The 21,783-nt window shown below is 59.9% G+C and carries 19 protein-coding genes and 1 pseudogene; 15 read left to right on the forward strand and 5 right to left on the reverse strand.

The window, feature by feature from the left end; genetic code table 11:
* The first annotated feature begins 122 nt into the window (after positions 1–122).
* On the forward strand, positions 123–989 hold the full coding sequence (locus SKTS_RS10355) for a patatin-like phospholipase family protein (RefSeq protein ID WP_244617305.1): 867 nt from the start codon (positions 123–125) through the stop codon (positions 987–989).
* Here the strand turns inward: SKTS_RS10355 and SKTS_RS10360 are convergent.
* Complete coding sequence (locus tag SKTS_RS10360) at positions 952–1,491, reverse strand: C40 family peptidase (RefSeq protein ID WP_173064258.1); 540 nt, start codon at positions 1,489–1,491, stop codon at positions 952–954. The genes SKTS_RS10355 and SKTS_RS10360 overlap by 38 nt on opposite strands.
* Before the next feature lie 157 nt (positions 1,492–1,648).
* Between SKTS_RS10360 and SKTS_RS10365 the strand changes: the two genes are divergently transcribed.
* The 11 genes from SKTS_RS10365 to SKTS_RS10415 all read left to right on the forward strand — a co-directional run bounded on the left by SKTS_RS10365 (position 1,649) and on the right by SKTS_RS10415 (position 11,264).
* Complete coding sequence (locus SKTS_RS10365; protein WP_173064261.1) at positions 1,649–2,305, forward strand: DUF6781 family protein; 657 nt, start codon at positions 1,649–1,651, stop codon at positions 2,303–2,305.
* A gap of 9 nt (positions 2,306–2,314) precedes the next feature.
* Positions 2,315–3,994 carry an ABC1 kinase family protein gene (locus SKTS_RS10370; protein WP_173064264.1) on the forward strand — a complete coding sequence of 560 codons (1,680 nt, stop codon included), beginning with the start codon at positions 2,315–2,317 and terminating at the stop codon, positions 3,992–3,994.
* Positions 3,995–4,097: 103 nt separating this feature from the next.
* The gene (locus tag SKTS_RS10375; protein ID WP_173064267.1) at positions 4,098–4,715 is read left to right on the forward strand and encodes a DUF5610 domain-containing protein; all 618 of its coding nucleotides are present in this window, start codon (positions 4,098–4,100) and stop codon (positions 4,713–4,715) included.
* Between the two features lie 212 nt (positions 4,716–4,927).
* A complete protein-coding gene (gene yoaA / locus SKTS_RS10380; RefSeq protein WP_173064270.1) occupies positions 4,928–6,859 on the forward strand; it encodes a DNA repair helicase YoaA in 1,932 nt (643 codons plus the stop codon).
* Positions 6,860–7,041: 182 nt separating this feature from the next.
* Positions 7,042–7,404, forward strand: a complete 363-nt coding sequence (locus SKTS_RS10385; RefSeq protein ID WP_244617306.1) for an HIRAN domain-containing protein — start codon at positions 7,042–7,044, stop codon at positions 7,402–7,404.
* Between the two features lie 8 nt (positions 7,405–7,412).
* Entirely contained in the window at positions 7,413–8,087 is a 675-nt protein-coding gene (gene tsaB, locus SKTS_RS10390; protein ID WP_173064276.1) for a tRNA (adenosine(37)-N6)-threonylcarbamoyltransferase complex dimerization subunit type 1 TsaB, read from the forward strand.
* Positions 8,084–8,551 (forward strand): ribosomal protein S18-alanine N-acetyltransferase, encoded by a 468-nt coding sequence (rimI, locus tag SKTS_RS10395; protein WP_173064279.1) that lies wholly within the window; start codon positions 8,084–8,086, stop codon positions 8,549–8,551. Before tsaB ends, rimI begins: the two co-directional genes overlap by 4 nt.
* A complete protein-coding gene (locus tag SKTS_RS10400) occupies positions 8,548–9,279 on the forward strand; it encodes a uracil-DNA glycosylase (protein ID WP_244617307.1) in 732 nt (243 codons plus the stop codon). Before rimI ends, SKTS_RS10400 begins: the two co-directional genes overlap by 4 nt.
* A gap of 27 nt (positions 9,280–9,306) precedes the next feature.
* Entirely contained in the window at positions 9,307–9,918 is a 612-nt protein-coding gene (locus tag SKTS_RS10405) for a LemA family protein (RefSeq protein ID WP_173064283.1), read from the forward strand.
* A gap of 12 nt (positions 9,919–9,930) precedes the next feature.
* A complete protein-coding gene (locus SKTS_RS10410) occupies positions 9,931–10,779 on the forward strand; it encodes a TPM domain-containing protein (protein ID WP_173064286.1) in 849 nt (282 codons plus the stop codon).
* Between the two features lie 20 nt (positions 10,780–10,799).
* Positions 10,800–11,264 carry a TPM domain-containing protein gene (locus SKTS_RS10415; protein ID WP_244617308.1) on the forward strand — a complete coding sequence of 155 codons (465 nt, stop codon included), beginning with the start codon at positions 10,800–10,802 and terminating at the stop codon, positions 11,262–11,264.
* Here the strand turns inward: SKTS_RS10415 and lplT are convergent.
* Positions 11,259–12,470, reverse strand: coding sequence for a lysophospholipid transporter LplT (lplT, locus tag SKTS_RS10420; protein WP_173064292.1), 1,212 nt, complete (start codon positions 12,468–12,470; stop codon positions 11,259–11,261). The two genes, SKTS_RS10415 and lplT, sit on opposite strands and share 6 nt — an antisense overlap.
* A gap of 91 nt (positions 12,471–12,561) precedes the next feature.
* Positions 12,562–13,470, reverse strand: a complete 909-nt coding sequence (locus SKTS_RS10425) for a fructosamine kinase family protein (RefSeq protein ID WP_173064295.1) — start codon at positions 13,468–13,470, stop codon at positions 12,562–12,564.
* 65 nt (positions 13,471–13,535) lie between these two features.
* On the opposite strand from SKTS_RS10425, the gene SKTS_RS10430 reads away from it, so the two are divergent.
* The 3 genes and pseudogenes from SKTS_RS10430 (at position 13,536) to SKTS_RS10440 (ending at position 19,324) form a co-directional block, all read left to right on the forward strand.
* Positions 13,536–14,465 (forward strand): MBL fold metallo-hydrolase, encoded by a 930-nt coding sequence (locus SKTS_RS10430; RefSeq protein WP_173064297.1) that lies wholly within the window; start codon positions 13,536–13,538, stop codon positions 14,463–14,465.
* 180 nt (positions 14,466–14,645) lie between these two features.
* Positions 14,646–16,316 (forward strand): HD domain-containing phosphohydrolase, encoded by a 1,671-nt coding sequence (locus SKTS_RS10435; RefSeq protein ID WP_173064300.1) that lies wholly within the window; start codon positions 14,646–14,648, stop codon positions 16,314–16,316.
* A 174-nt stretch (positions 16,317–16,490) separates the two neighbouring features.
* Positions 16,491–19,324: pseudogene (locus SKTS_RS10440) on the forward strand (PAS domain S-box protein).
* A gap of 402 nt (positions 19,325–19,726) precedes the next feature.
* On the opposite strand, the gene SKTS_RS10445 reads toward SKTS_RS10440, so the two are convergent.
* Together SKTS_RS10445 and SKTS_RS10450 are read right to left on the reverse strand one after the other, a co-directional pair.
* Positions 19,727–20,770, reverse strand: a complete 1,044-nt coding sequence (locus SKTS_RS10445; RefSeq protein WP_173064306.1) for a bifunctional UDP-4-keto-pentose/UDP-xylose synthase — start codon at positions 20,768–20,770, stop codon at positions 19,727–19,729.
* Between the two features lie 15 nt (positions 20,771–20,785).
* Positions 20,786–21,724: a formyltransferase gene (locus SKTS_RS10450; RefSeq protein ID WP_173064309.1), complete on the reverse strand. Its 939-nt coding sequence runs from the start codon at positions 21,722–21,724 to the stop codon at positions 20,786–20,788.
* Positions 21,725–21,783 lie beyond the last annotated feature (59 nt).

The raw sequence follows: 21,783 nt of genomic DNA on the forward strand, positions 1-21,783 counted from the left end.
ACTTTTTATTTAACTGATATTGTCGCACCCTGCATATTAACTGCACAGCACGGTTGTAAATTGCCTTATGTGGCGTTACGCTGCTGGGCTGTTTTTTGGAGTCGAATTGAATGCGGAAATTATTGGCGCTGTTTGCAGTTGTTTTATTTGTAATGGCAGGGTGTGCGGTTGCACCGAAAAGCAAGGTAGTGGAGCCCCCAACAGTGGTGGTTGCGCCCAAGATTGCATTGGTGCTGGGAGGCGGCGCCGCACGCGGCTTCGCTCATGTCGGCGTGATCAAGACGCTTGAAGCGCACGGGATCGTGCCGCAAATCGTGGTGGGCACGAGTGCCGGCAGTGTGGTCGGGGCGCTTTACGCGGGCGGTTACAGCGGTTTCGATTTGCAAACAATCTCTTTCCAGATGGATGAAGGGAGCGTGGGGGATTGGGTCATGCCTGACAGGGGATTCATAAAAGGCGAACAGCTGCAGAATTTTGTCAACCGCGCTTTGCATAACAAGCCGATCGAGCGTTTGGGCAAGACTTTTGCCGCCGTCGCGACCGATCTTCGCAGCGGTGAGCAGGCGGTATTCAGGCGCGGCAATACCGGCATGGCAGTACGGGCTTCCAGCAGTGTTCCGGGCGTATTTCAGCCGGTCACCATCAATGGGCGGGAGTATGTGGACGGAGGGCTTACCAGCCCGGTGCCGGTAAAAGTGGCGCGCAGCCTGGGGGCGGACATCGTGATTGCGGTGGATATATCCAGCAAGCCCGCCAATGCCAAGGTCAACGATTCGCTGGATGTCCTGTTGCAAACGTTCAGCATCATGGGGCAGAGCATCAGCCAGTACGAACTAGCGCAGGCTGACGTGGTGATTCGTCCCAATACGGCCGGAATCGGCTCAACGGATTTCGAACAGAAGCATCAGGCGATTATGGAAGGGGAGAGGGCCGCGCTCGCCGCGCTGCCCCTTATTCGCTCGCTAATCCAGCGGGGGGCTGGAAAGTAAGTATACGGCGTGCGCCGTTGAAATGCTTGACCCAGTAGCTGTCCTGCAGGCTGACGACTTCGACGCCGCCGCCTGAACTGGGGGCATGCACGAAGCGGTTGTTGCCGATATAGATGCCGACGTGCGAGAAGGAGCGGCGCAATGTGTTGAAAAACACCAGGTCGCCCGGCTGCAGTTCCTTCATTGAAATCTGTTTGCCCTGGCGGCTGATGGCCAGTGCATTGTGGGGCAGCGAAAGTCCTGCCACCTGGCGGAATACATGGCTGACGTAACCACTGCAATCGAAACCGGTGGTCGGCTGGGCGCCGCCATACTTGTAGTTGACGCCGATCAGGTTGAGTGCGTAGTTGAGCATCTCGGAAACGCCGGCAGCCTGGCGAGTTTGCAGCGTGGATGCGACCGGTTCTGCGGCAGAATTGGTCGTTTCGACTGGCTCCTGTGCCCACGCGATGCTGGCGGCACAAAAGAGGTATCCGAAAATGGCGGTCTTGAAAATACTCATTGGGCCGTAATTTATCGGGAAAGTATGCTGTTGTAAAGCATAAAAATGCTTTAACCTAAAGCTTCAGGCCCTTGAGTAACCTCTGATTAAATCAAAGGCAGGCGCGTTTGATTTAATCAGAGTTTCCCTTAATCAGAGGTTCCTACAGGAGAAAATCATGAACCAGCCTCTCAGCACACAGGAAATTACCAGCGCCGTCAGCGATTCGCTACAACAGGATGTCGGCGACATCCGTACCCGGGTTCGTGACTTGACGCTGCGTGCCCTGCAAAACCGCCGCCTTGAAGCCGACCAGATACGCGAGGTGGTGCGCGCCGTGGCTCAGGGCGTGAGTCTTGGAGCGGAGCATCGTGCAGGCGAAGTGAAACTGGCGCTTGCTGCAGCCTTGTCGGGGCTCGACGACGCCTTGGCGAAGGCCGCGCAGGCGACGCGCCTGGCATTGCAGGAGCTGCTCGCTAAAAGCAAGGATTTTACCGATCAGGATCTGAAAAGCGCGCTGGATGATCTCAAGATCACCGAGCAGGCATTCCTCGACACACTGGGTCAGGTGGCCGATGCCGCGAGCAGCAAGATCAGGCAGGAGCTTAAGGATGCGGTAGAGCATGTGCGCCGTTCCGGTACCGATACCGGAGCCAGCGTCAAAGAGGCGCTGAGTGAGTTGGGCAACCGGCTTTCGGCAACTTTGCAGGTGAGTAAAATTGCCGGGCAAGAGGCGGCGCATACCTTAAACAGTCGTTTGGCGGCTTTGGCGAGCGGAATTCTGGCGGGCATGGCAGAAGCCTTGCGGGAAAAGAGCGAACCCGGCCAGAAGTAACAAAACGTCATGCTTATGGAAACTCTTCATGTGATGCGGGATCTTTCTCGCCTGCATGAAATCGCAACCATCTTCATCCGCTACGGCTGGGGAGATGTGGCGCGTCGCCTGGGAATCGTTTCCCTGCTGGAGCGGGCGGGGCGCATCCTGCACTGGCAGGAAGCCGAAGACATCATGCATCTCGAACCCGCTGTACGTGTACGGCGGGCGCTTGAAGAACTTGGCCCGACCTTTGTCAAGCTGGGCCAGGTGCTGGCAACCCGAGTGGATATGTTTCCGCCCTGCTGGATTGCCGAGTTCGAGAAGCTGCAGAGCGAAGTCCCGCCCGTGCCGTTTGAGGAATTACTGCCGGAACTGCTCAGCGCGCTAGGCGCATCGCCGCTGGATGTTTTTCTGGACGTGCAGACGACCCCTATTGCCGCGGCGTCCATTGCTCAAGTGCATGCGGCCAAGTTGAAGGATGGCAGTGAAGTCGTCCTGAAAATTCGTCGTCCCGGCATCCGCCAGAAGATCGAAGCCGATCTCCGTATCCTGGCGCATATTGCGAATCTGCTGGAATCCGAAATTCCCGAGGCGCGGCGCTACCAGCCCGCCAAAATCACCGCTGAATTTACCCGCTCGCTGCGCCGCGAGCTCGATCTGGCGATGGAAGCGCGCAATATCGAGCGGTTTGCCACCAATTTCGCTGCCGACGCGACGGTTCTGATTCCCAAGGTTTATTGGGATTGGACCAGCGAGATCATGAACGTGCAGCAACGAATCGTCGGCATTCAGGGCAAGGATCTTGCGGCCGTGGAAGCGGCAGGCCTGGACCGCGAGTTGCTGGCAAGGCGGGGCGCCGACGTAGTACTCAAAATGATCCTGATTGATGGATATTTCCACGCTGATCCTCATCCTGGCAACGTCTTTTACCTCCCCGGAAACCGGCTGGCGTTGCTCGACTTCGGCATGGTGGGCCGCTTGACGCATGAACGGCGCGACCAGATCGTGGACCTGCTTGCCGCGCTGGCTCAACACCACGAAGATGGGATGCTGGACGTGCTGCTGGAATGGGCCGGAGATGCGAGTGTGGACGATGCCAAACTGGCCGCCGATGTGGGCGACCTGTCCGTGAACTATGAAAATGTACCGATCAAGGACATCCGCTTAAGCGCGCTGTTGCAAGAGATTACCGTGATCATGCGCGAGCATTCTCTCGTGTTGCCGTCCGATTTGACCCTGTTGTTCAAGACCTTGATCACACTGGAAGGATTCGGTCGTCAACTGGACCCGGAATTTCACCTGATCAGCCATCTCACTCCTTTTGTGACCAGGGTGATCAGGGAGCGCTACACCCCCGCCGCGTTGTTCAAACGTGGGCGGCGCAGCATCAATGAGATGTACGGGCTAGTCACCAGTTTGCCACGCGATCTGGGGCGCCTCATCCGGGAGGCGCGCCGGGGACGTTTCAAGATCGACCTGGATCTCAAGCGCCTGGACCATTTCGGTCAGCAGCTCGACCGCAGCGTCAACCGCCTCACGATGGGAATCATGACCGCTTCCCTGGTGATCGGCTCCTCGATCGTCATGACCGTGAAAGGCGGACCAACTCTGTTCGGGCTGCCGTTGTTCGGGCTGCTGGGGTTCTTGCTGGCGTTCTTCAACAGCGTGTGGATCATCCTCTCGATCTGGCGCTCGAATCGCCATTAGCGATACAGGACAGGCGAAGCAACTCGATAAAGTGGGGTCACGCACGGACGATTCCTGTTGATCGGTGTCTAATAAGCTAAGTCTACCTTTTGAGTAAATCGCCATGCCCGAAGAAGAGGATTCATCAACGATCAATGTCCGCCTGCCGGACCAGCAGGACTACAGTGTCGCTCGCGGTTCCAGCGTCAGTACGCCCGAAGTGCAGCCTGGCAGAACGAAGGTATCGACCCTCAGCGAGACCAAGACCCAACAGAATTCCGCTATTCTTGAAGCATCGCTTGAGGTGTCGATCCAGTCAAAAAACCAGCCGCTAGCCTTGCTCCTGAAGTCGGCGATCACCGGGATCAACGAGTTGCTGAGACCGCAATTCGGCGACAATGCCATCCAGGCGGCCGTCAGCGAGGACAACACCCCCGGCGGAACAGCAAATCGCATTGTCTCGCTCTCCACCGGATTTTATGACTTGTTCAAGCAGCAGCATCAGGGCGAGGACGCGAACGAAGTACTGACGAATTTCATGGCCACCATCCGCAGCGGGTTCGAGACAGGGTTCAAAGAGGCGCAAGCGATACTGAGTGGCATGGGCGTCCTTAACGGCGACATTGCCAGCGACATCGACAAGACCCGAGAGCTGGTCCAAAAAGGCTATGCCGACTTTGAGGCCGCAATGCGCCAAAGCTTGTCAGGCACGAATAACGCGAGCCAGGCGACCTCCGCCTGAACAGGCGTTCTCCTCGCAGGTATGAATTTTCATCTCCGAATGCTCAGGCGAGCATTTCTTCTGAGATTATTTCGGCAATTTCGTAGTCTCTGGGCGAGAAAACAGTGCGGCGACACCAAGTTCATGAAACATCCCGCCTATTCCTGTAAAATCATGCTTCTCTTTTTCTCGATAGCGTTCGCGGTTTCCGCACTCTTCCCGCTTATTCCCATATGCCCGATCTGGACCAGGTATTTTCCGAACAAGGCCCGCTTGCCCAGGCCGCCCAGGGCTATCGTCTGCGTCCTCAACAGCTTGCGATGGCCCACGCCATCGCCAAGGCGATCGAGCAGCATGAAGTCCTGGTGGCCGAAGCCGGCACCGGGACTGGCAAGACCTTCGCCTACCTGATCCCCGCGTTGCTTTCCGGCGGCAAGGTGATCGTTTCCACCGGCACCAAAACCCTGCAGGACCAGCTTTACAACCGCGACATCCCGGCCGTGCGCGCCGCGCTCCAGGTGCCGGTCTCGGTGGCGATCCTCAAGGGGCGCGCCAACTACGTCTGTCACTACCACCTGGAACGGACGCGCAACGAGGGGCGTTTTTTCAACCGCGAGGACGTCAAGTACCTGCCGCTCATCGAGCGCTACGCCAAGGTCAGCGACAACGGCGACAAAAGCGGGCTGGGGGCGGTGCCGGAAGACGCCGGCATCTGGTCATTCGTCACGTCCTCGCGCGAAAACTGCCTGGGGCAGGAATGCGCCTTCCACAAGGAGTGCTTCGTGCTGGAAGCGCGCCGCCGCGCCCAAGCCGCGGACGTGGTGGTGGTGAACCACCACCTGTTCTTCGCCGACGTGATGCTGCGCGACGAGGGGTTGGCCGAACTGCTGCCGGCCAGCAACACCGTCATTTTCGACGAGGCGCACCAGTTGCCCGATACCGCCAGCCTGTTCTTCGGCGATTCGCTGAGCACCAGCCAGATCGTCGAACTGGCGCGGGACAGTCTGGGCGAGGCCCTGACCTCGGCCAAGGATTTTACCGCCCTGCCGGATGCCACGGCGGCGCTGGAAAAAGCCGCGCGCGATTTGCGCCTGATTTTTTCCCAGGACACAGGACGTTTGCCGGCGCAGCGCGCCCAGACCATGCCCGGTTTCCAGGAGGCGCTGCAAGGCATGCAAGACCGCCTCGGCGAACTGGTGAAAATGCTCGAATCCCAGGCGGAACGCAGCGAAGGGCTCAAGAACTGCTGGCAGCGCGGCGTGGAACTGGTCGACAAGCTGCGTCACTGGCAGGGCGAAGCCAGCCTGGATTTCGTGCGCTGGGTGGAGGTCTTCAGCCATGCGCTGCAATTAAACGCCACGCCCCTTTCCATCGCGGAAATTTTCAACAAGCAGCTTTCCGGCCAGCCCCGCGCCTGGATCTTCACCTCGGCGACCCTGGCGGTAAAGAAGGATTTCAGCCATTACCAGGGGCAGATGGGCTTGCTCGAAGCCGCGACGGGCTACTGGGAAAGCCCCTTCGATTACGAGAAACAGGCCGTGCTGTATGCCCCGCAAGGCCTGCCCGATCCCAACAGCCGCGATTACACGGCGGCCGTGGTTGCCGCCGCGCTGCCGGTGATCCACGCCAGCGGCGGACGCGCCTTCCTGTTATGCACCAGCCTGCGCGCCATGCGCGAGGCGCATGGCCTGCTCAAGGAAGCCTTCGACAAGGAGGGCTGGGAGTTCCCGTTGCTGTTGCAGGGCGAAGGCTCGCGCACCGAACTGCTGGAACGCTTCCGCGCGCTGGGCAACGCCGTGCTGGTAGCGAGCCAGAGCTTCTGGGAGGGGGTGGACGTGCGCGGATCGGCACTGTCGCTGGTCATCATCGACAAACTGCCGTTCTCGCCGCCGGACGACCCGGTGCTGGCTGCGCGCATCGAGAAAATCAACCGTGAGGGGCGCAACGCCTTCATGGAATATCAGCTCCCGCACGCGGTCATCACGCTCAAGCAGGGCGCCGGACGGCTGATCCGCGACGAAACCGACCGCGGCGTGTTGATGATCTGCGACCCGCGCATGTTGACCAAGACCTATGGCAAGCGTATCTGGCAAAGCCTGCCGCCGATGACGCGCACGCGCGAGCTGAAAGACGTCGCAGCTTTTTTTAGTCAACAAGCGCAATGAACCTAAAAAAGCAGTTCAAGCCACAGAGTTCACAGAGGACACAGAGATATCCATGCCTTGTGCCGCGGTCGGGCTCATACCAAGAGTGCCAGGATGTGATCGGGAAGGCCTTTTTCTCTGTGAACTCTGTGTTCTCTGTGGCTAAAATTTATAGGGTGAAGCGGATTTGGGTAAAATTATGTTTGCTTGCGCTCCTGCTAGGCGCCGGAATTGCCTCGGCGCAGGAGCAGTTAACGGAGGCCAAGGTTTTGCTGCAAAGCTCGCGCGTGGCGGGCTTCCGCTACTACGAAGGACGCAAACTGTGGCCGAGCATGCAGCTCAAGGATAATCTGACCCTGGTGCGGGAAGCGGACAATACCTATGATGCCAATGCGGTGCGGGTGGAATGGCAGGGCCACAAGCTGGGCTATGTGCCACGCGCGGAAAACACCGCGCTGGCCCGCTTCATGGACCACGGCCAGCACATGGAAGCACGCATTACCGCCTTGTCGAAGGATAAGCGGCGCGGCCGCTGGATTGAATTCGACGTTTATTTGTCTCACTGAAAGATGAAATGAAACTGCTGGCTCTCGATACTTCCACCGAAAACTGCTCGTTGGCCCTGTGGCTCGACGGGGAAGTGTTGTCGCGCCAGGAACTCGCCGGACAGCGCCACTCCGACCTGCTCCTGCCGATGCTGGAAGCGCTGCTGGGAGATGCGGGGCTGACCCTTGGCGCGCTGGACGGAATCGCTTTCGGCGAAGGCCCCGGCTCCTTTACCGGCCTGCGCATCGGTTGCGGCGTGGCCCAGGGCTTGGCTCTGGGAGCGGATCTCCCGGTGCTGGGTATTTCCACCTTGCTGGCGCTGGCCGCAGCGGCGCCGGGCGAACGGGTAATTGCCTGTCTCGATGCGCGCATCGGCGAAATCTACCATGCGGCCTATGAACAGCGGGATGGCCTCTGGACCACTGTCTGCGAGCCCAGTCTGGGGCTCGCCCAAGATGCGCCTGCCGTCGGCGGCAGCGGGTGGGTGGGCGCCGGCAGCGGGTTTGCCGCCTATGGCGAGGCTTTGCAGGCGCGCTACGCCGGACAGCTCATCTCCAGCGACGGCAGCGTCTATCCCCAGGCTCGGGAGATGGTCGAACTCGCGGCACCGCTGTTCGCGCAAGGTTTGGGTCAGGATGCCGCGCTGGCCGCGCCGCTCTATATCCGCAACAAAGTGGCTCTGAAAATGAGTGAAAGAACATGAACGCGCAACTGAAAAATCAGAGCGGCCCCCTCGTTCGCCCCATGCGTTTCCAGGACGTCGACGCAGTGCTGGCGATCGAGCACAAGATCTACGCCTTTCCCTGGACGCTGGGAAATTTCCGCGACTCCCTCAGTTCCGGCTACAGCTGCTGGACTTACGATTTTTGCGATCACCCCATCGGTTACGGCATCCTCATGCTGGCGGCCGGGGAGGCGCATCTGCTCAACCTGGGCATTGCCCACGACTGGCAGGGGCAGGGGCTGGGGCGCAAGTTCCTGCGCCACCTGATCGAGGTGGCGCGCCAGGACAGCGCCGACATGATGTTCCTCGAAGTCCGCCCCTCCAACAAAAAGGCGATCGAGCTTTACCTCAGCGAAGGATTCAACGAGATCGGCCTGCGCCGCAATTATTACCCTGCCGCCAACGGCCGCGAAGATGCGATCCTGATGGGCATGGCGCTGTGACGACGCGCAGGGAGGTGCTTCAGGAGCTGGACCTGTGGCCGATGTGGCGGTTGCGGAATAGTGTCGCGGCCACGCCGGAAGCAACTTTGTCCGGGTCGGAAACTGCCGTTGATGGCTGCGACGCGCAAGACCGTCGCGCAGCCATCCTGCGCATGGACTGGAGCGAACTCAAGCAGGCCGTCGCGGCATGCACCGCCTGCCGCCTGCACGAAAGCCGCAGCCAGACCGTGTTCGGCGTCGGCGACGAGCAGGCCGACTGGCTGTTCGTGGGAGAGGGACCGGGCGCAGAGGAAGACCGGCAGGGCGAACCTTTCGTCGGCCAGGCCGGCAAGCTGCTCGACAACATGCTGGCGGCCATCCACTTGAAACGCGACAGCAACGTCTACATCGCCAATACCGTCAAATGTCGCCCGCCCGGCAACCGCAACCCGGAAGCGGACGAAATGGCGGCCTGCGAGCCTTACCTGGCGCGCCAGATCGCGCTGCTGCAGCCCAAGCTGATCGTCGCCCTGGGCAAGGTGGCAGCGCAGGACTTGCTGGGCAGCGACCGTTCCATTTCCAGCCTGCGCGGCACGCTGCACCAGGCACACGGCATTCCGCTCATCGTTACCTACCATCCCGCCTACCTGCTGCGCACGCTTACGGACAAGGCCAAGGCGTGGGAAGATTTGTGCTTTGCGGTGCGTACCATGCATAGCTTGCAAACGGGCGCCCAGGCCGCATCTTGACGTTGAACGATTTTCAAGGAGATCACCATGCGTAAACTGCTGTTGGCTTTGATGTTGCTGGCTTCCACAATTTCGCTGCAGGGCTGCGGCTATAACACGTTGCAATCCACCGACGAGCAGATCAAGGCGAGCTGGTCGGAAGTGCTGAACCAGTACCAGCGTCGCGCCGACCTGGTGCCCAACCTGGTGAACGTGGTCAAAGGCTACGCCAGCCACGAAAAGGATGTTCTCACCCAGGTGACAGCAGCGCGTGCCAAGGTGGGCTCCATCCAGGCCACCCCGGAACTGATCAACGACGAACAGGCATTCGCCAAATTCCAGGCGGCGCAGGGCGAAATGACCAGCGCACTCAGCAGATTGCTGGCGGTGTCGGAGAACTACCCGCAACTGAAAGCGGACGGCGTGTTCCGCGATCTACAGGCGCAGCTGGAAGGCACCGAGAACCGCATCACCGTGGCACGCAACCGCTACATCAAGGCGGTGCAGGAATACAACGTCACGGTGCGCTCCTTCCCGAGCAATCTGACAGCCATGATGTTCGGCTTCAAGACCAAGCCTAATTTCACGGTCGAGAACGAGAAAGAAATTTCCAAGGCGCCCAAGGTCGAATTCGGCGCGCCGGCTGCCCAGCCGCAATAAGGCGCAACGATCATGACCGCTTGGTGGCGGATATTCTTTGTCTCCTGGCTGTTTCTTGCGCCCGGCCTGGCCACTGCCGAAGTGGCAGTGCCGGCGCTGCAAGCGCGCGTTACCGATCTCAGCGGCACGCTTACCGCGCAACAGAATGGCGAACTCGAAGAGCTGCTGCGTGCCTTCGAAGCGCGCAAGGGCAGCCAGATCGCCGTGTTGCTGATTCCCACCACCTCGCCTGAAACCATCGAGCAGTACGCCATTCGCGTTGCGGAACAGTGGAAACTGGGGCGCAAGGGCGTGGATGACGGCGCCCTGTTGCTGATCGCCAGGCAGGATCGGGCCATGCGCATCGAAGTGGGCTACGGCCTGGAGGGCGCCCTTCCCGATGCGGTGGCGAAACGCATCATCAGCGAAACCATCACGCCGTACTTCAAGCAGGGCGATTTCTATGGCGGAATACGGGCGGGCTTGGGCGCGATGATCAAGGTGGTCGACGGCGAGCCGCTGCCGCCGCGCCGGCAGGCCGGAGGGCCAACGGCCAGAGGCGGGGTGAATTTCTTCGAGAACACCATGCCGGTGGCGATGCTGTTCATTTTTGTGGTGGGCGGCTTGCTGCGCACTGTTCTTGGTCGAGTCCTCGGTGGCCTGGTGGCCGGTGGCGTGTCCTTTTTCGGCGCCTGGTTGTTGCTCGGTTCTTTCGTGACTGCGCTGGTCATTGCCGTCATCGTGCTGCTGATTACCCTTACCGGCAGCAACCGGGGCGGCCCGTTCATGGGCGGGGGAGGGGGCGGCGGCTTTGGAGGCGGAGGCGGATTCTCCGGGGGCGGCGGCGGTTTTGGCGGGGGAGGAGCGTCCGGGCGATGGTAAGAATATTGCGGCATCTGTTCATGCCTTATTTTCTGGTGAAGCGTTACTTTCCCCGCCATGTCCTGGCTGGTATCGAGCGTGCGATCGGGGAATCCGAGGCTGTACACCTGGGGGAAATACGTTTCGCCGTGGAGGCGGGGCTGGATTTCTGGCCGCTCATGCGTGGCCAGTCGGCCAGGGAACGGGCTCTCGAAGTGTTTTCCCAGCTACGGGTGTGGGACACCGAACACAATAGCGGCGTACTCATCTATCTCCTGCTTGCCGACCGCGACGTGGAAATCGTCGCCGACCGTGGCATTCACGCGAAAGTCGGCGATGCGCAATGGCAACGAATCAGTCGCATGATGGAAGAGGCGTTTCGCCAGGGACGCTTCGAGCAGGGCGTGCTGGCGGGCATCGGGGAAATCTCCGCACTCCTGCTGCAGCATTTTCCCGCGGGTGAAGTTAATCCCGACGAGCTGCCCGACAGGCCGGTCGTGCTATGAAGACGCCACGTGCTGGTAGCGGTAGTGAATCAGCCACATTGAAATGCTGACGAAGGCACCGAATGCGATGGTGATGGTGTTGATGGGCAACTCGGCCTTGACCATCAAGGCGTAGCCGCCGAGCAGCAACAGAATGCTGATGTTCTCGTTGAAATTCTGCACCGCGATGGAGTGGCCTGCACCCATCAGCAGGTGGCCGCGGTGTTGCAGCAGCGCATTCATCGGCACGACGAAAAATCCCCCCAGCGCGCCGATGACGAACAGCACCGCGATGGCGATGCGCCAGTCGCTGACGAAGATCATCGAGATCACGGCAAACCCCATCAGGATACCGGTAGGCAACACTTTCACCGCTTTTTCCAGGGTCACGAAACGTCCCGCGATGATCGCGCCCACGGCGATCCCCACAGCCACCACGGCTGTAAGCTGGGTCGCCCTTTCCAGATCGAATTTCAGGGCCAGCCCCGCCCAGGTCAGCACGACCAGGCGCAAGGTCGCGCCGGCGCCCCAGAACAGGGTGGTCACGGCAAGTGAAATCTGCCCTTGCGGGTCGCGCCACAACAATATGAAGGCATGCCAGAAGTCGTGCAGCAAGTAAAAGGGGTTCTTCCTGGGCAGCTTGTGGTCCATTGCCACACGGGGAATGAACAGGTTGAAAACGGCTGCGCCGACATAAAGGCCGGTAGTGACAATGATGGCGAATCTCGGGGCGCTGATGTCGATATTCAGGCTGCCCAGCGTGGCGGCGGCGAAATCAGGACTCAACAATATGCCGCCGATGATTGCACCCAGTACGATGGCGGCAACCGTGGCGCCTTCCATCCAGCTGTTGGCGACGACCAGTTTGTCCGGCGGCAGGTATTCGGTGAGGATGCCGTACTTGGCCGGGGAGTAGGCCGCAGCACCCAGACCCACGATCCCGTAGGCGTACAGCGGTTGCATGCCGAACAGCATGCCGAGGCAGCCGATGAATTTGATGCTGTTGCTGATGAGCATCACCCGGCCCTTGGGAATGGCGTCGGCAAAAGCACCGACGAAGGGAGCGAGCGCGATGTAGGACACCACGAAGAACTGCTGCAGTACGGGCGTGTGCCAGTCCGGTGCGCTGAGTTCCTTCAACAGCGCAATGGCTGCAAAAAGCAGGGCATTGTCGGCCAGGGCGGACAAGAACTGCGCCGCGAGAATGATGTAAAAACCCAGGTTCATCAGATACGCGGCGGGGTGATGAGAGTGGCTTGTGGCATGGGTCAGGCTTTATACCATGAAACCCGAAGGCCTGTCTTGCAGGGGAGCTTGCTTACTTGATCTCGCTCAAAAGCCGTTCCATCATGCGCTCCGCTTGGGCTGCGTAGCCGCCGCCGAACAGGTTGGCGTGATTGAGTATGTGGTAGAGGTTATAGAGCGTTTTTCGCACGCTATAGCCCGGATCGAGCGGATAGACCTCCCGGTAGGCTGCATAAAAACGTGGCGGGAAGGCGCCGAACAGCTCGGTCATGGCCAGATCGCATTCGCGGTCGCCATAGTAGACCGACGGATCGAATATCACCGGGTTTCCGTACTGGTCCGCTGCGCAGTTGCCGTTCCAGAGGTCCCCGTGCAGCAGGGACGCAGCCGGCAGGTGGCCGGGAAAAAATTTGTCCAACGATTCCATGAGCGCGTTTCCCTTATCCTGCAGTGCGCCGAGATAACCATTCCCATGAGCCAGTTCCAGCTGGAATCCGAGTCTCCGCTCGCGCCAGAAGCCGAGCCAGTCATCCTGCCAGCCGTTGGTCTGTGGCGTGGCGCCGATGGTGTTGTCGCGCTGCCAGCCGAAGCGCGGCAGGGTGTGGCGATGCTGGGCGGCCAGCCCTGTTCCCAAAGCTTCCCAGCTTGCTGAAGCGGGGCTGAACAGATCCATATGCTCCAGCACCAGGTAGGCATGCTGGTCCGTCGCACCCCAGCAGATTGGGGTAGGCACGCGCAGGTCGCCATGACGGGCAAGGTCGCGCAATCCGTCAGCTTCTGCTTCGAACATGGATACCTGATGAGGGTTGTTGAGCTTGACGAAATAGCGCTGGCCGCAGCCTTCGATGCGCCAGGCGCTGTTGATGCAGCCGCCGTCGATCGCATGGCGCTCGATGGCCTGGAACGGTTCCGCGCGGGTTTCGCTGATGTGGTGTGCGATGGCGGACCAGCAATCTTCTTCCTGGCTGCGTGTGGCGGTCATGAGTGGCCTGTGCGTTATACTGAGACTGCTGATTTTAGCAGTTCGATATTTGTGGAGATGCAACGATGCGCTGGATGATTCTGATTTCAATGTTGTTCGTTAATAGCCTGGCCTGCGCCGCCGACAACAAAATGCCGCCACCCAAGGTGGTGAAAATCAACGCGCGGGTCTATGCGCTGCTGGGGCCGCTGGGGACGCCGAGCGAACATAATCAGGGCTACATGGTGAACAGCACGGTCATCATCGGGGAGCAGGGCGTCATCCTCGTGGATAGCGGCGCCTCGGACGAGGTGGGAAGCCATCTGCGCAAGGCTATCGCCAAACTGACGCCCAAGCCCGTGACCCACATCATCAACACTCACCATCATGGCGACCACGTACTGGGCAATATTTCCTTCCCGGGGGCAGAGGTCGTCAGCTCGGAAACATGCCGGGACATGGTCAACAAGACCGGCGACGAATGGGTGGCGCTGATCGAAAGCCTGATCGGCCACAAGCTGCCGAACACCCACCCGGTGCCGGCCACGGTAACTTTCGCCGGCGAGAATACCAAAGTGGAGCGCACGATTCAGGGCGTCAAACTGGTGTTCTGGGTGCCGCCTGGTTCGCATACCGTGGGCGACATGATGGTCTATCTGCCGGACGACAAGGTGCTGGTGGGCGGTGACGTCCTGGTGAACCGGACCATCCCCGTGATGCGCGATGCCCTGGTCAAAAACTGGGTCGGAACGCTGGAAATGGTGCAGGACTTCGATGCTGCAACCATCGTTCCCGGCCACGGCCCGCTCATGACCAAAGCAGATGTCGCCAGATTGCAGCGTCAGATGGCCGGCTTTTACGCCGGTGTCGAAGCGGGCTACAAGAAAGGTCTGAGCGACAGCGAGACCCGTAAAACGCTGGATGTCGCGGAATGGCAAAAGCTGGAAGGGTTCGAGACCAATATCGGCAGCAACGTGAATCGCGCTTACCTGGAAGTCGAACAGGCGAGTTTTTAACTTGAGCAAGCCAGGCTGAATCCGACGGGCAGAACCCGCTCACTTTTCGTTTGCCCCGGCACCCGGGGAGAATCGGGGAAACCCCGATATGGCCGCCAGCAATTCTAGGCTAGCTTAACGCCTGGCCTGGCTGATGCCGTCCGCAGTCATTTAAAACGAGAGTCGAGAGAGAACAGCAAGGTGAGATCACAATTCAACGTCAGTTTGTACCAGTTCGTGTTCTCCCTGTCGCAAGCGCTGGATCTGATCAATCCCACGATGGCGAACCACCACAAAAGGGTGGCATATATCGCCATGCGGGTCGCCGAGGCTGCTGGCCTGACGGGACGCACCAAGGAGGACGTCATCGTCGCGGCAGCACTGCACGATATCGGCGGGCTTTCGGTCACGTGTGTCGATTCCGGCAGCGCTTACAGCCCCAAGCTGCGGAGCGCACGCATCGGCTATCAGCTGTTGCAGAAATTCCACCCTTTCCAGTTCGCTGCGCAGATCGTGCGTTTTCACGATATCGACTGGGCAAACGGTGCAAACCGCACAGTGGAGGGCCAGGAGGTTCCCCTCGGTAGCCATATCGTCCACCTGGCCAATCGCGTGAACACGCTGCTGGAAAGCGGGCAACCCACACTTCCCCAAGCCAAACGGGTGTGCGCACAGTTGGCCGAAATGCGCGGGTCTGTCGTGGTTCCTGAACTGCTCGATGCATTTCTGGTGGTCGCCAGGAGCGATGCCTTCTGGCTGGACCTGAATGCAGCCGAACTGCTTTCCCTCCTGGCAGAACGGGCGCCGTTTTCCAGCGTCGAGCTTAATCGGGAGGGCTTGCTCGATTTCGCCGAACTGCTGGCGCAGCTTATCGATTTCAGAAGCCGTTTCACCGCTACCCATTCCAGCGGTGTCGCAGCCTGTGCGGCAGCCCTGGCCCAGCTTTTCGGGTTCCCTGACTCCGATTGCAAGCAGCTTCAGGTAGCGGGCTATCTTCATGACCTGGGCAAGCTTGCGGTCCCCACCGAGTTACTTGAAAGAAACGGAAAACTGTCCGAGGACGAGTGGCATACCATACGCGGCCATCCCTATTTCACTCACCGGATACTCTCCCCGATCAAGGGCCTGGAAGATATCGCCAGATGGTGCGGCTCCCACCACGAGCGACCTAGCGGGACGGGTTATCCATTCTGCCTGCACCATGTGGACCTTCCGCTGGAAGCGAGAATCCTTGCGGTTGCCGACATTTTCACAGCCCTCACCGAGAATCGCCCTTACCGGGACGGCCTGCAGAAGGAGCAGGTTATGCTGATCCTGGATCGCATGGTTGAAAATAATGAAATGGACAGGAAAGTAGTCGCAGTGCTGCGCGAGCACTATGAAGACGTGGACCACAGCCGGTTCGCCGCACAGACCACGGCACTGCAGGAGTACAAGGACTTCATGCAGAGGCTCACGGTACTCGATCTGTCCGGCGCGCGTGCCGCCCACCTGGCATGGAAGGATCGCTTGCGCGACTACCTGGATGGCCGGGGTGCCCCGATGCGCGAACAACTGGTTTGCCATCGCGAGTGCGACCTCGGGCGTTGGTTTTATAGCGATGGCCTCCATCACTATGACCATATCCCGGAAATGCATGAACTCGAACCGCTCCACGCTGCGCTCCACCAGTTTATTCGCGCCTTGGTCGAGAACCGCGAGCAGGGAAAACTGTGGGAGGCAGAGGCGTGCTTTTCCGAGGTGGATCCCCTGTCAAGGCAGATCGTGGACCTGCTGGAACGTATCGAGCGCAAAGCGTCCGAGGGCGTCGCGGATTCCCTGCCGGGCATCATCCCGCTAACAGTTCGACCGTCTTGCTCACCAGCGCGATGAGCGATTCAGGTAGGTCATGACTCTCGATGGGCACGGGGGTGACCCCCGATAGCTGAGGGGAAGCAGAAACCGGCGATACGCCGTTGTGCGGATGGGCCAATTGATCAGCCGCCTCCAGGCTGTGTTAAATTGGCCATATTCCGTAAATTGTCTTCTTCACAAGGGGCTACGTGCATGACGGCGAGCGACAGGGGAAACAAGGACGATTCGTTGCTGCAGGCAGGGTTGGGCGACGTGCTGGCGCCTGACGCGAAACAGATCCTGGACGCGATTCCGCTAGCTTTGTTCGTCAAGGACAAGGCTAGCCGTATCGTGCTCATGAACCGGGCCTGCGAGGAGATGTGGGGAGTCAGTTTTGCGGACATCGGGGGGACGGATGCAAGCAGCGTCTTCCCGCCCGAGCAAATAGAGAGTTTTCTGGTCAAGGACCAGGCCGTCCTCGCCGGCGGGCAGATGGTGGAATTCGAGGAGAACGTCTGGAGCCCGAGGCTTGCGCAAAACCGCATTTTCCGCACCATCAAGAAGCCGGGTTACGATTCCGCAGGCCATCCACACCACCTGATCGGCATTACGCTCGACATCACGGATCGCGTGCATTCCGAGGCTGAATACCGGACGATCCTCAAGACGACTCTGGACGGTTTCTGGGTCAACGATCTGCATGGCCGTTTCCTCGACGTGAATGACGCCTATTGTCGGATGATCGGCTACGAGCGCGATGAACTGCTGGCCATGACGATCTCCGACCTCGAGGCATCGGAGAAGCCGGATGACACCCGGGCACATATTGAAAAAATACTTGTCGCTGGTTGCGACCGATTCGAGAGTCGGCACCGGCGCAAGGACGGTGCGATAATCGAAGTCGAGGTGACCGTGAATCACCTCCCCGTCGCAGATGGGCGCCTGATCGTGTTCGTGAGGGACGTCACCACCCGGAAGGAGGCCGAAGCTACGCTGATTGCGAGCGAGGCGCGCTTCCGCAGCATCTTCGAAAACGCCTGTACCGGCATCGCTTTCGCCGACGGCGACGGCAAAGCCATCAGTTTCAACCACGCCTTCCGGCACATGCTCGGTTACCCGGAGGATCAACTGCGCGGCATGAATTTCGCGGAGTTCACCCATCCGGACGACCTGCCGCGCGAATTGCTGTTGCTGGAAGAGGTGGTGCAGGGGCGAAGGGATCATTACACAGTGGAAAAGCGCCTGATCGCCGCCAACGGCGAAGTCAAATGGATCGATGGCTTCGTCTCGGCGGTTCGGGATCCGGCGGGCCAAGTGATGAACTTCATCGGCATCGCCACCGACATCACTGCGCGCCATCAGGCGGAGACCACGCTCAATCTCTACGCCAATGTTTTCCAGCATAGCGGCGAGGGCATCGTCATCACCGATTCGGACAACAACATCGTTGCCGTCAACCGTTCCTTCACCCGTCTGACGGGGTACGAAGAGGAGGACGTTCTGGGCAAAAACCCGCGCATCCTGGCTTCGGGCAAGACCCCGCGCGAGACCTATCAGGCCATGTGGGATTCCCTCGCTGCCCAGGACTTCTGGCAGGGCGAGGTCTGGGAGCGGCGCAAGGACGGCCACAACTATCCGAAGTGGATTGCCATCACGGCGCTACGTGACCAATTTGGTGCGGTCACCAACTACATCGCCAGCTTTACCGACATTACCGAGCGCAAGGCCGTGGATGAGCGCATCAGCCGCCTGGCCCATCACGATGCCCTTACCGGTCTATACAATCGCGCCAGCCTCCAGAGCCGGCTGGACCAGACGCTGTTGGCGGCACAGCGCGGGCGGACGCAGGTGGCCGTCATGTTCATCGACATGGACCACTTCAAGACCATCAACGACACGCTTGGCCACCATATCGGCGACTTCATGCTGATCGAGGTGGCGCGGCGACTGCTGACAATCGTGCGCGAAAGCGACATCGTCGCGCGTCTCGGGGGCGACGAGTTCGTCGTCGTGCTCGCCGGCATTGAAGCCGAGTTCGCCGTCGTAACGGTTGCCGAAAAGGTTATCCGCGCGCTGGGTGAGCCTTATTTCATCGACGGCCACGAGCTGCATTCCAGCCCGAGCATCGGTATCGGCCTGTATCCGGACGATGGTGCCGATGGCCAGGTGCTCATGAGGAATGCCGATACTGCCATGTACCACGCCAAGGCGCAGGGGCGTAACAACTTCCGGTTCTTCACCGCGGAGATGAATGCCGCCGCCACCCTGCGCATGAAGCTGGAGCACGACCTGCGGCGGGCCTTGGCGGAGAATCAGCGGCTCCTCTTCTATCAGCCCCAAGTCGATGCCGCCACGGGGAGGCTTTGTGGGGTCGAGGCGCTGGTGCGCTGGCAGCACCCCGAAGAGGGGCTTGTATCACCCGATGCCTTCATCCCCTTCGCCGAGGAAAGCGGCCTCATCCTGCCGCTGGGCGAATGGGTGCTCGACGACGCCTGCCGGCAGATGGCGGAATGGAAGGCGGGCGGGGTGGCGGTGCCTCACGTGGCCGTGAATATTTCCGCACGGCAGCTGCGTTCGCATAATCTGCTGGAACAAGTCGGCACAGCTTTGACCAGGCACGGTCTCAGCCCCGGGGAATTCAGCTGGAAATCACCGAGTCGACGGCGATGGCGGAGCCCGAACACGCCATCGCGCTGTTGCGCGCGTTGCGCGATCTGGGCGTGGTGCTGGCGATCGACGATTTCGGCACCGGCTACTCTTCGCTCGCCTACCTCAAGCGCCTGCCCATCCAGATACTGAAGCTGGACCTCTCCTTCGTCAAAGACATCGAATCGGATGAAGACGACGCAGCCATTTGCGCCGCGACCATTGCGCTGGCGCACACGCTCGGAATCGATGTGGTGGCGGAGGGTGTCGAGACAGGCGCACAGCGTGCTTTTCTCGCCGATGAACACCGTTGTGACATGCTGCAGGGTTATCTTTTCTCGCGGCCGGTGCCGGCGCCGGACATCGAAAAATGGTTGGCTAGTCAGCCGCAGGGCTTGTAGCTTCTTGCGGAACGCTGGAATGGCACTCGGGAATGGTGCCACTCAAACAACCACCAGCTAAAGCTGGTGGGTTTGAATTACGGACTGAAAGTCCGGATACGCGTCGCCTGAACGACGCGTCTTAACCAACGCTCGCACAAGTGCCGGCTGATCCACTCCTCCCCCTTCAAGGGGGAGGTTGGGAGGGGGATGGGGTACACAAGCTTTATCGTCCATCCACCCCATCCCCACCCCAGCCCTCCCCTTGAAGGGGAGGGAGCTGCGTGTGCCAGTCCTTGCGCAACTGCAAAAATCCCGGCCAATATTCGGAGCTAACGCTGACCGGCTAAAGCCAGTGGTTTAAACCTTGTGGTTGATAATTAAATTGAACCGGGGCGCATCTCTGCGCCCCGGGATATTGCATCAGTCCATCAGCTTGCGTGCTTCCGCAACCTGTCCGCGGTAGGCTTCGTAGATGTGCTTGAGCGCATCGGCCATGGTCACCTGCGGCTTCCAGTCGAGGTCGCGCATGGTGTTCTCGATTTTCGGCACGCGGTTCTGCACGTCCTGGTAGCCCTTGCCGTAGTAGTCGCCGGAGGTGACTTCCAGGGTTTTGACCTTGTGCGCGTTTTCCTTGTACTCGGGATATTCCATGGCCAGGTCCATCATCATCTTGGCCAGTTCCTTCACCGAGTAGTTGTTGGACGGATTGCCGATGTTGTAGATCTGGCCGGTCGCCACGCCGTTCTTGTTCTCGATGATTTTCATCAGCGCGTCGATACCGTCCGATGCATAGGTGTAGGAACGCTTGGCCGTGCCGCCGTCCACCAGCTTGATGTCTTCGCCGCGCACAATGTGCCCGAGGAACTGGGTTATGACGCGCGAGCTGCCTTCCTTGGCGGTGTTGATGTTGTCCAGCCCTTCGCCGATCCAGTTGAAGGGACGGAACAAGGTGAAGTTGAACTCGGTCTTCATGGCGTAAGCGAAGATCACGCGGTCCATCAGCTGCTTGGAGCAGGAGTAGATCCAGCGCGGCTTGTTGATCGGGCCAAGGATCAGTTCCGAATTTTCCGGGTCGAACTCGTCGTCGCGGCACATGCCGTAAACTTCTGAGGTGGACGGGAAAATCAGGTGCTTGCCGTACTGGACGCACTGGCGCACGATCGGCAGGTTGGCCTCGAAATCCAGTTCGAAGACCTTGAGCGGTTCCTTGACGTAGGTCGCCGGCGTGGCGATCGCCACCAGCGGCAGCACCACGTCGCATTTCTTGACGTGGTATTCGATCCACTCCTTGTTGATGGTAATGTCGCCCTCGAAGAAATTGAAGCGCGGGTTGGTCATCAGGTCGGTCACGCGATCGCTGTACATGTCCATGCCGTAAACTTCCCAGTCGGTCGTTTCGAGGATGCGCTGGGAAAGATGGTGACCGATGAAGCCGTTCACGCCAAGGATCAGAACTTTTTTCATTATTTACCTTTCAATTCAAAAATCTTCGAAGGGCCGCGGTTCACTGCCGAACCGCGCCGTAAATTCATCCGCGCTCAATGCCTGCGCATCCCACTCGAACGCCAGCACGCGCAACACGGTGCCGTCGCCGCATTCGGCATAGCAGCGCCCATGTTCACAATAAAACACCGGCACCGTGCCGCGTGCCGTTCGGGACGGCTCCAGCATGCTCTGCAGCACCCGCATCGGCTTCCCCGCCAGTTGCGTAAAGGCGCCGGGGTAGGGCGGCGCCACGGCGCGCACCAGATTATGGACGACCTGAGCCGTTTCAAGCCAGCGGATTTTACCATCTTCTGCGCGTCGTCCGCCGAAATAGCCGCCCTGACTCAGATCCTGCGGCCTGAACTGCGCTGTTCCCGCCATGAGAGCGGGCAGGCAGCGGTCGAGCGCGATCTCCGACGCGCAGCACACCTTGTGGAATACCTGCAGCGCCGTGTCATCCGGCAGGATGGGAACCGCCTGCTGGTCCACGATGGCGCCGTTGTCGGGCTTCTCGTTCATGACGTGGAGCGTCGCCCCGGTTTCCTTTTCGCCCTTGATGATCGCCCAGTTGACCGGCACCCGGCCGCGGTACTTGGGCAGCAGCGAGCCGTGCATGTTGAAGGCGCCGCGCGCGGGGATATCCAGGATGTCCTTCTTCAGCATGTTGCGGTAGTAGAAGGAAAACAGGAAATCCGGCTGCAGGGCGCGGATTTGCGCAACGATTTCCGGCGTATTGGGATCTTCCGGCGTGATGACGGGAATGTCGTGCCGCGCCGCCAACTCGGCCACGCTGTCGAACCAGATGGTTTCGCTGGGGTTGTCGGTGTGGGTGACGACCAGCGAAACGTCCACGCCGTGGGCGAGCAGGACGGACAGGCAGCGGACGCCGACGTTGTGGTAGGCGAAGATAATGGCGCGGGGAGTAGTTGTCATATTTATGAGTTCAACGTGGAGCTAACCGTCCTGTGCGCGGCTTTTCGCGCCGGTCCGGT

Source organism: Sulfurimicrobium lacus (assembly GCF_011764585.1).
Classification (GTDB): Bacteria; Pseudomonadota; Gammaproteobacteria; order Burkholderiales; family Sulfuricellaceae; genus Sulfurimicrobium; species Sulfurimicrobium lacus.

Excerpts from the sequence above, each read along its gene's own strand:
- SKTS_RS10360 (WP_173064258.1), bottom strand. The coding sequence starts at position 1,491 with ATGAGTATTTTCAAGACCGCCATTTTCGGATACCTCTTTTGTGCCGCC.
- SKTS_RS10365 (WP_173064261.1), top strand. The coding sequence starts at position 1,649 with ATGAACCAGCCTCTCAGCACACAGGAAATTACCAGCGCCGTCAGCGAT.
- SKTS_RS10370 (WP_173064264.1), top strand. The coding sequence starts at position 2,315 with ATGCTTATGGAAACTCTTCATGTGATGCGGGATCTTTCTCGCCTGCAT.
- SKTS_RS10375 (WP_173064267.1), top strand. The coding sequence starts at position 4,098 with ATGCCCGAAGAAGAGGATTCATCAACGATCAATGTCCGCCTGCCGGAC.
- yoaA (WP_173064270.1), top strand. The coding sequence starts at position 4,928 with ATGCCCGATCTGGACCAGGTATTTTCCGAACAAGGCCCGCTTGCCCAG.
- tsaB (WP_173064276.1), top strand. The coding sequence starts at position 7,413 with ATGAAACTGCTGGCTCTCGATACTTCCACCGAAAACTGCTCGTTGGCC.
- rimI (WP_173064279.1), top strand. The coding sequence starts at position 8,084 with ATGAACGCGCAACTGAAAAATCAGAGCGGCCCCCTCGTTCGCCCCATG.
- SKTS_RS10405 (WP_173064283.1), top strand. The coding sequence starts at position 9,307 with ATGCGTAAACTGCTGTTGGCTTTGATGTTGCTGGCTTCCACAATTTCG.
- SKTS_RS10410 (WP_173064286.1), top strand. The coding sequence starts at position 9,931 with ATGACCGCTTGGTGGCGGATATTCTTTGTCTCCTGGCTGTTTCTTGCG.
- SKTS_RS10415 (WP_244617308.1), top strand. The coding sequence starts at position 10,800 with ATGCCTTATTTTCTGGTGAAGCGTTACTTTCCCCGCCATGTCCTGGCT.
- lplT (WP_173064292.1), bottom strand. The coding sequence starts at position 12,470 with ATGAACCTGGGTTTTTACATCATTCTCGCGGCGCAGTTCTTGTCCGCC.
- SKTS_RS10425 (WP_173064295.1), bottom strand. The coding sequence starts at position 13,470 with ATGACCGCCACACGCAGCCAGGAAGAAGATTGCTGGTCCGCCATCGCA.
- SKTS_RS10430 (WP_173064297.1), top strand. The coding sequence starts at position 13,536 with ATGCGCTGGATGATTCTGATTTCAATGTTGTTCGTTAATAGCCTGGCC.
- SKTS_RS10445 (WP_173064306.1), bottom strand. The coding sequence starts at position 20,770 with ATGAAAAAAGTTCTGATCCTTGGCGTGAACGGCTTCATCGGTCACCAT.
- SKTS_RS10450 (WP_173064309.1), bottom strand. The coding sequence starts at position 21,724 with ATGACAACTACTCCCCGCGCCATTATCTTCGCCTACCACAACGTCGGC.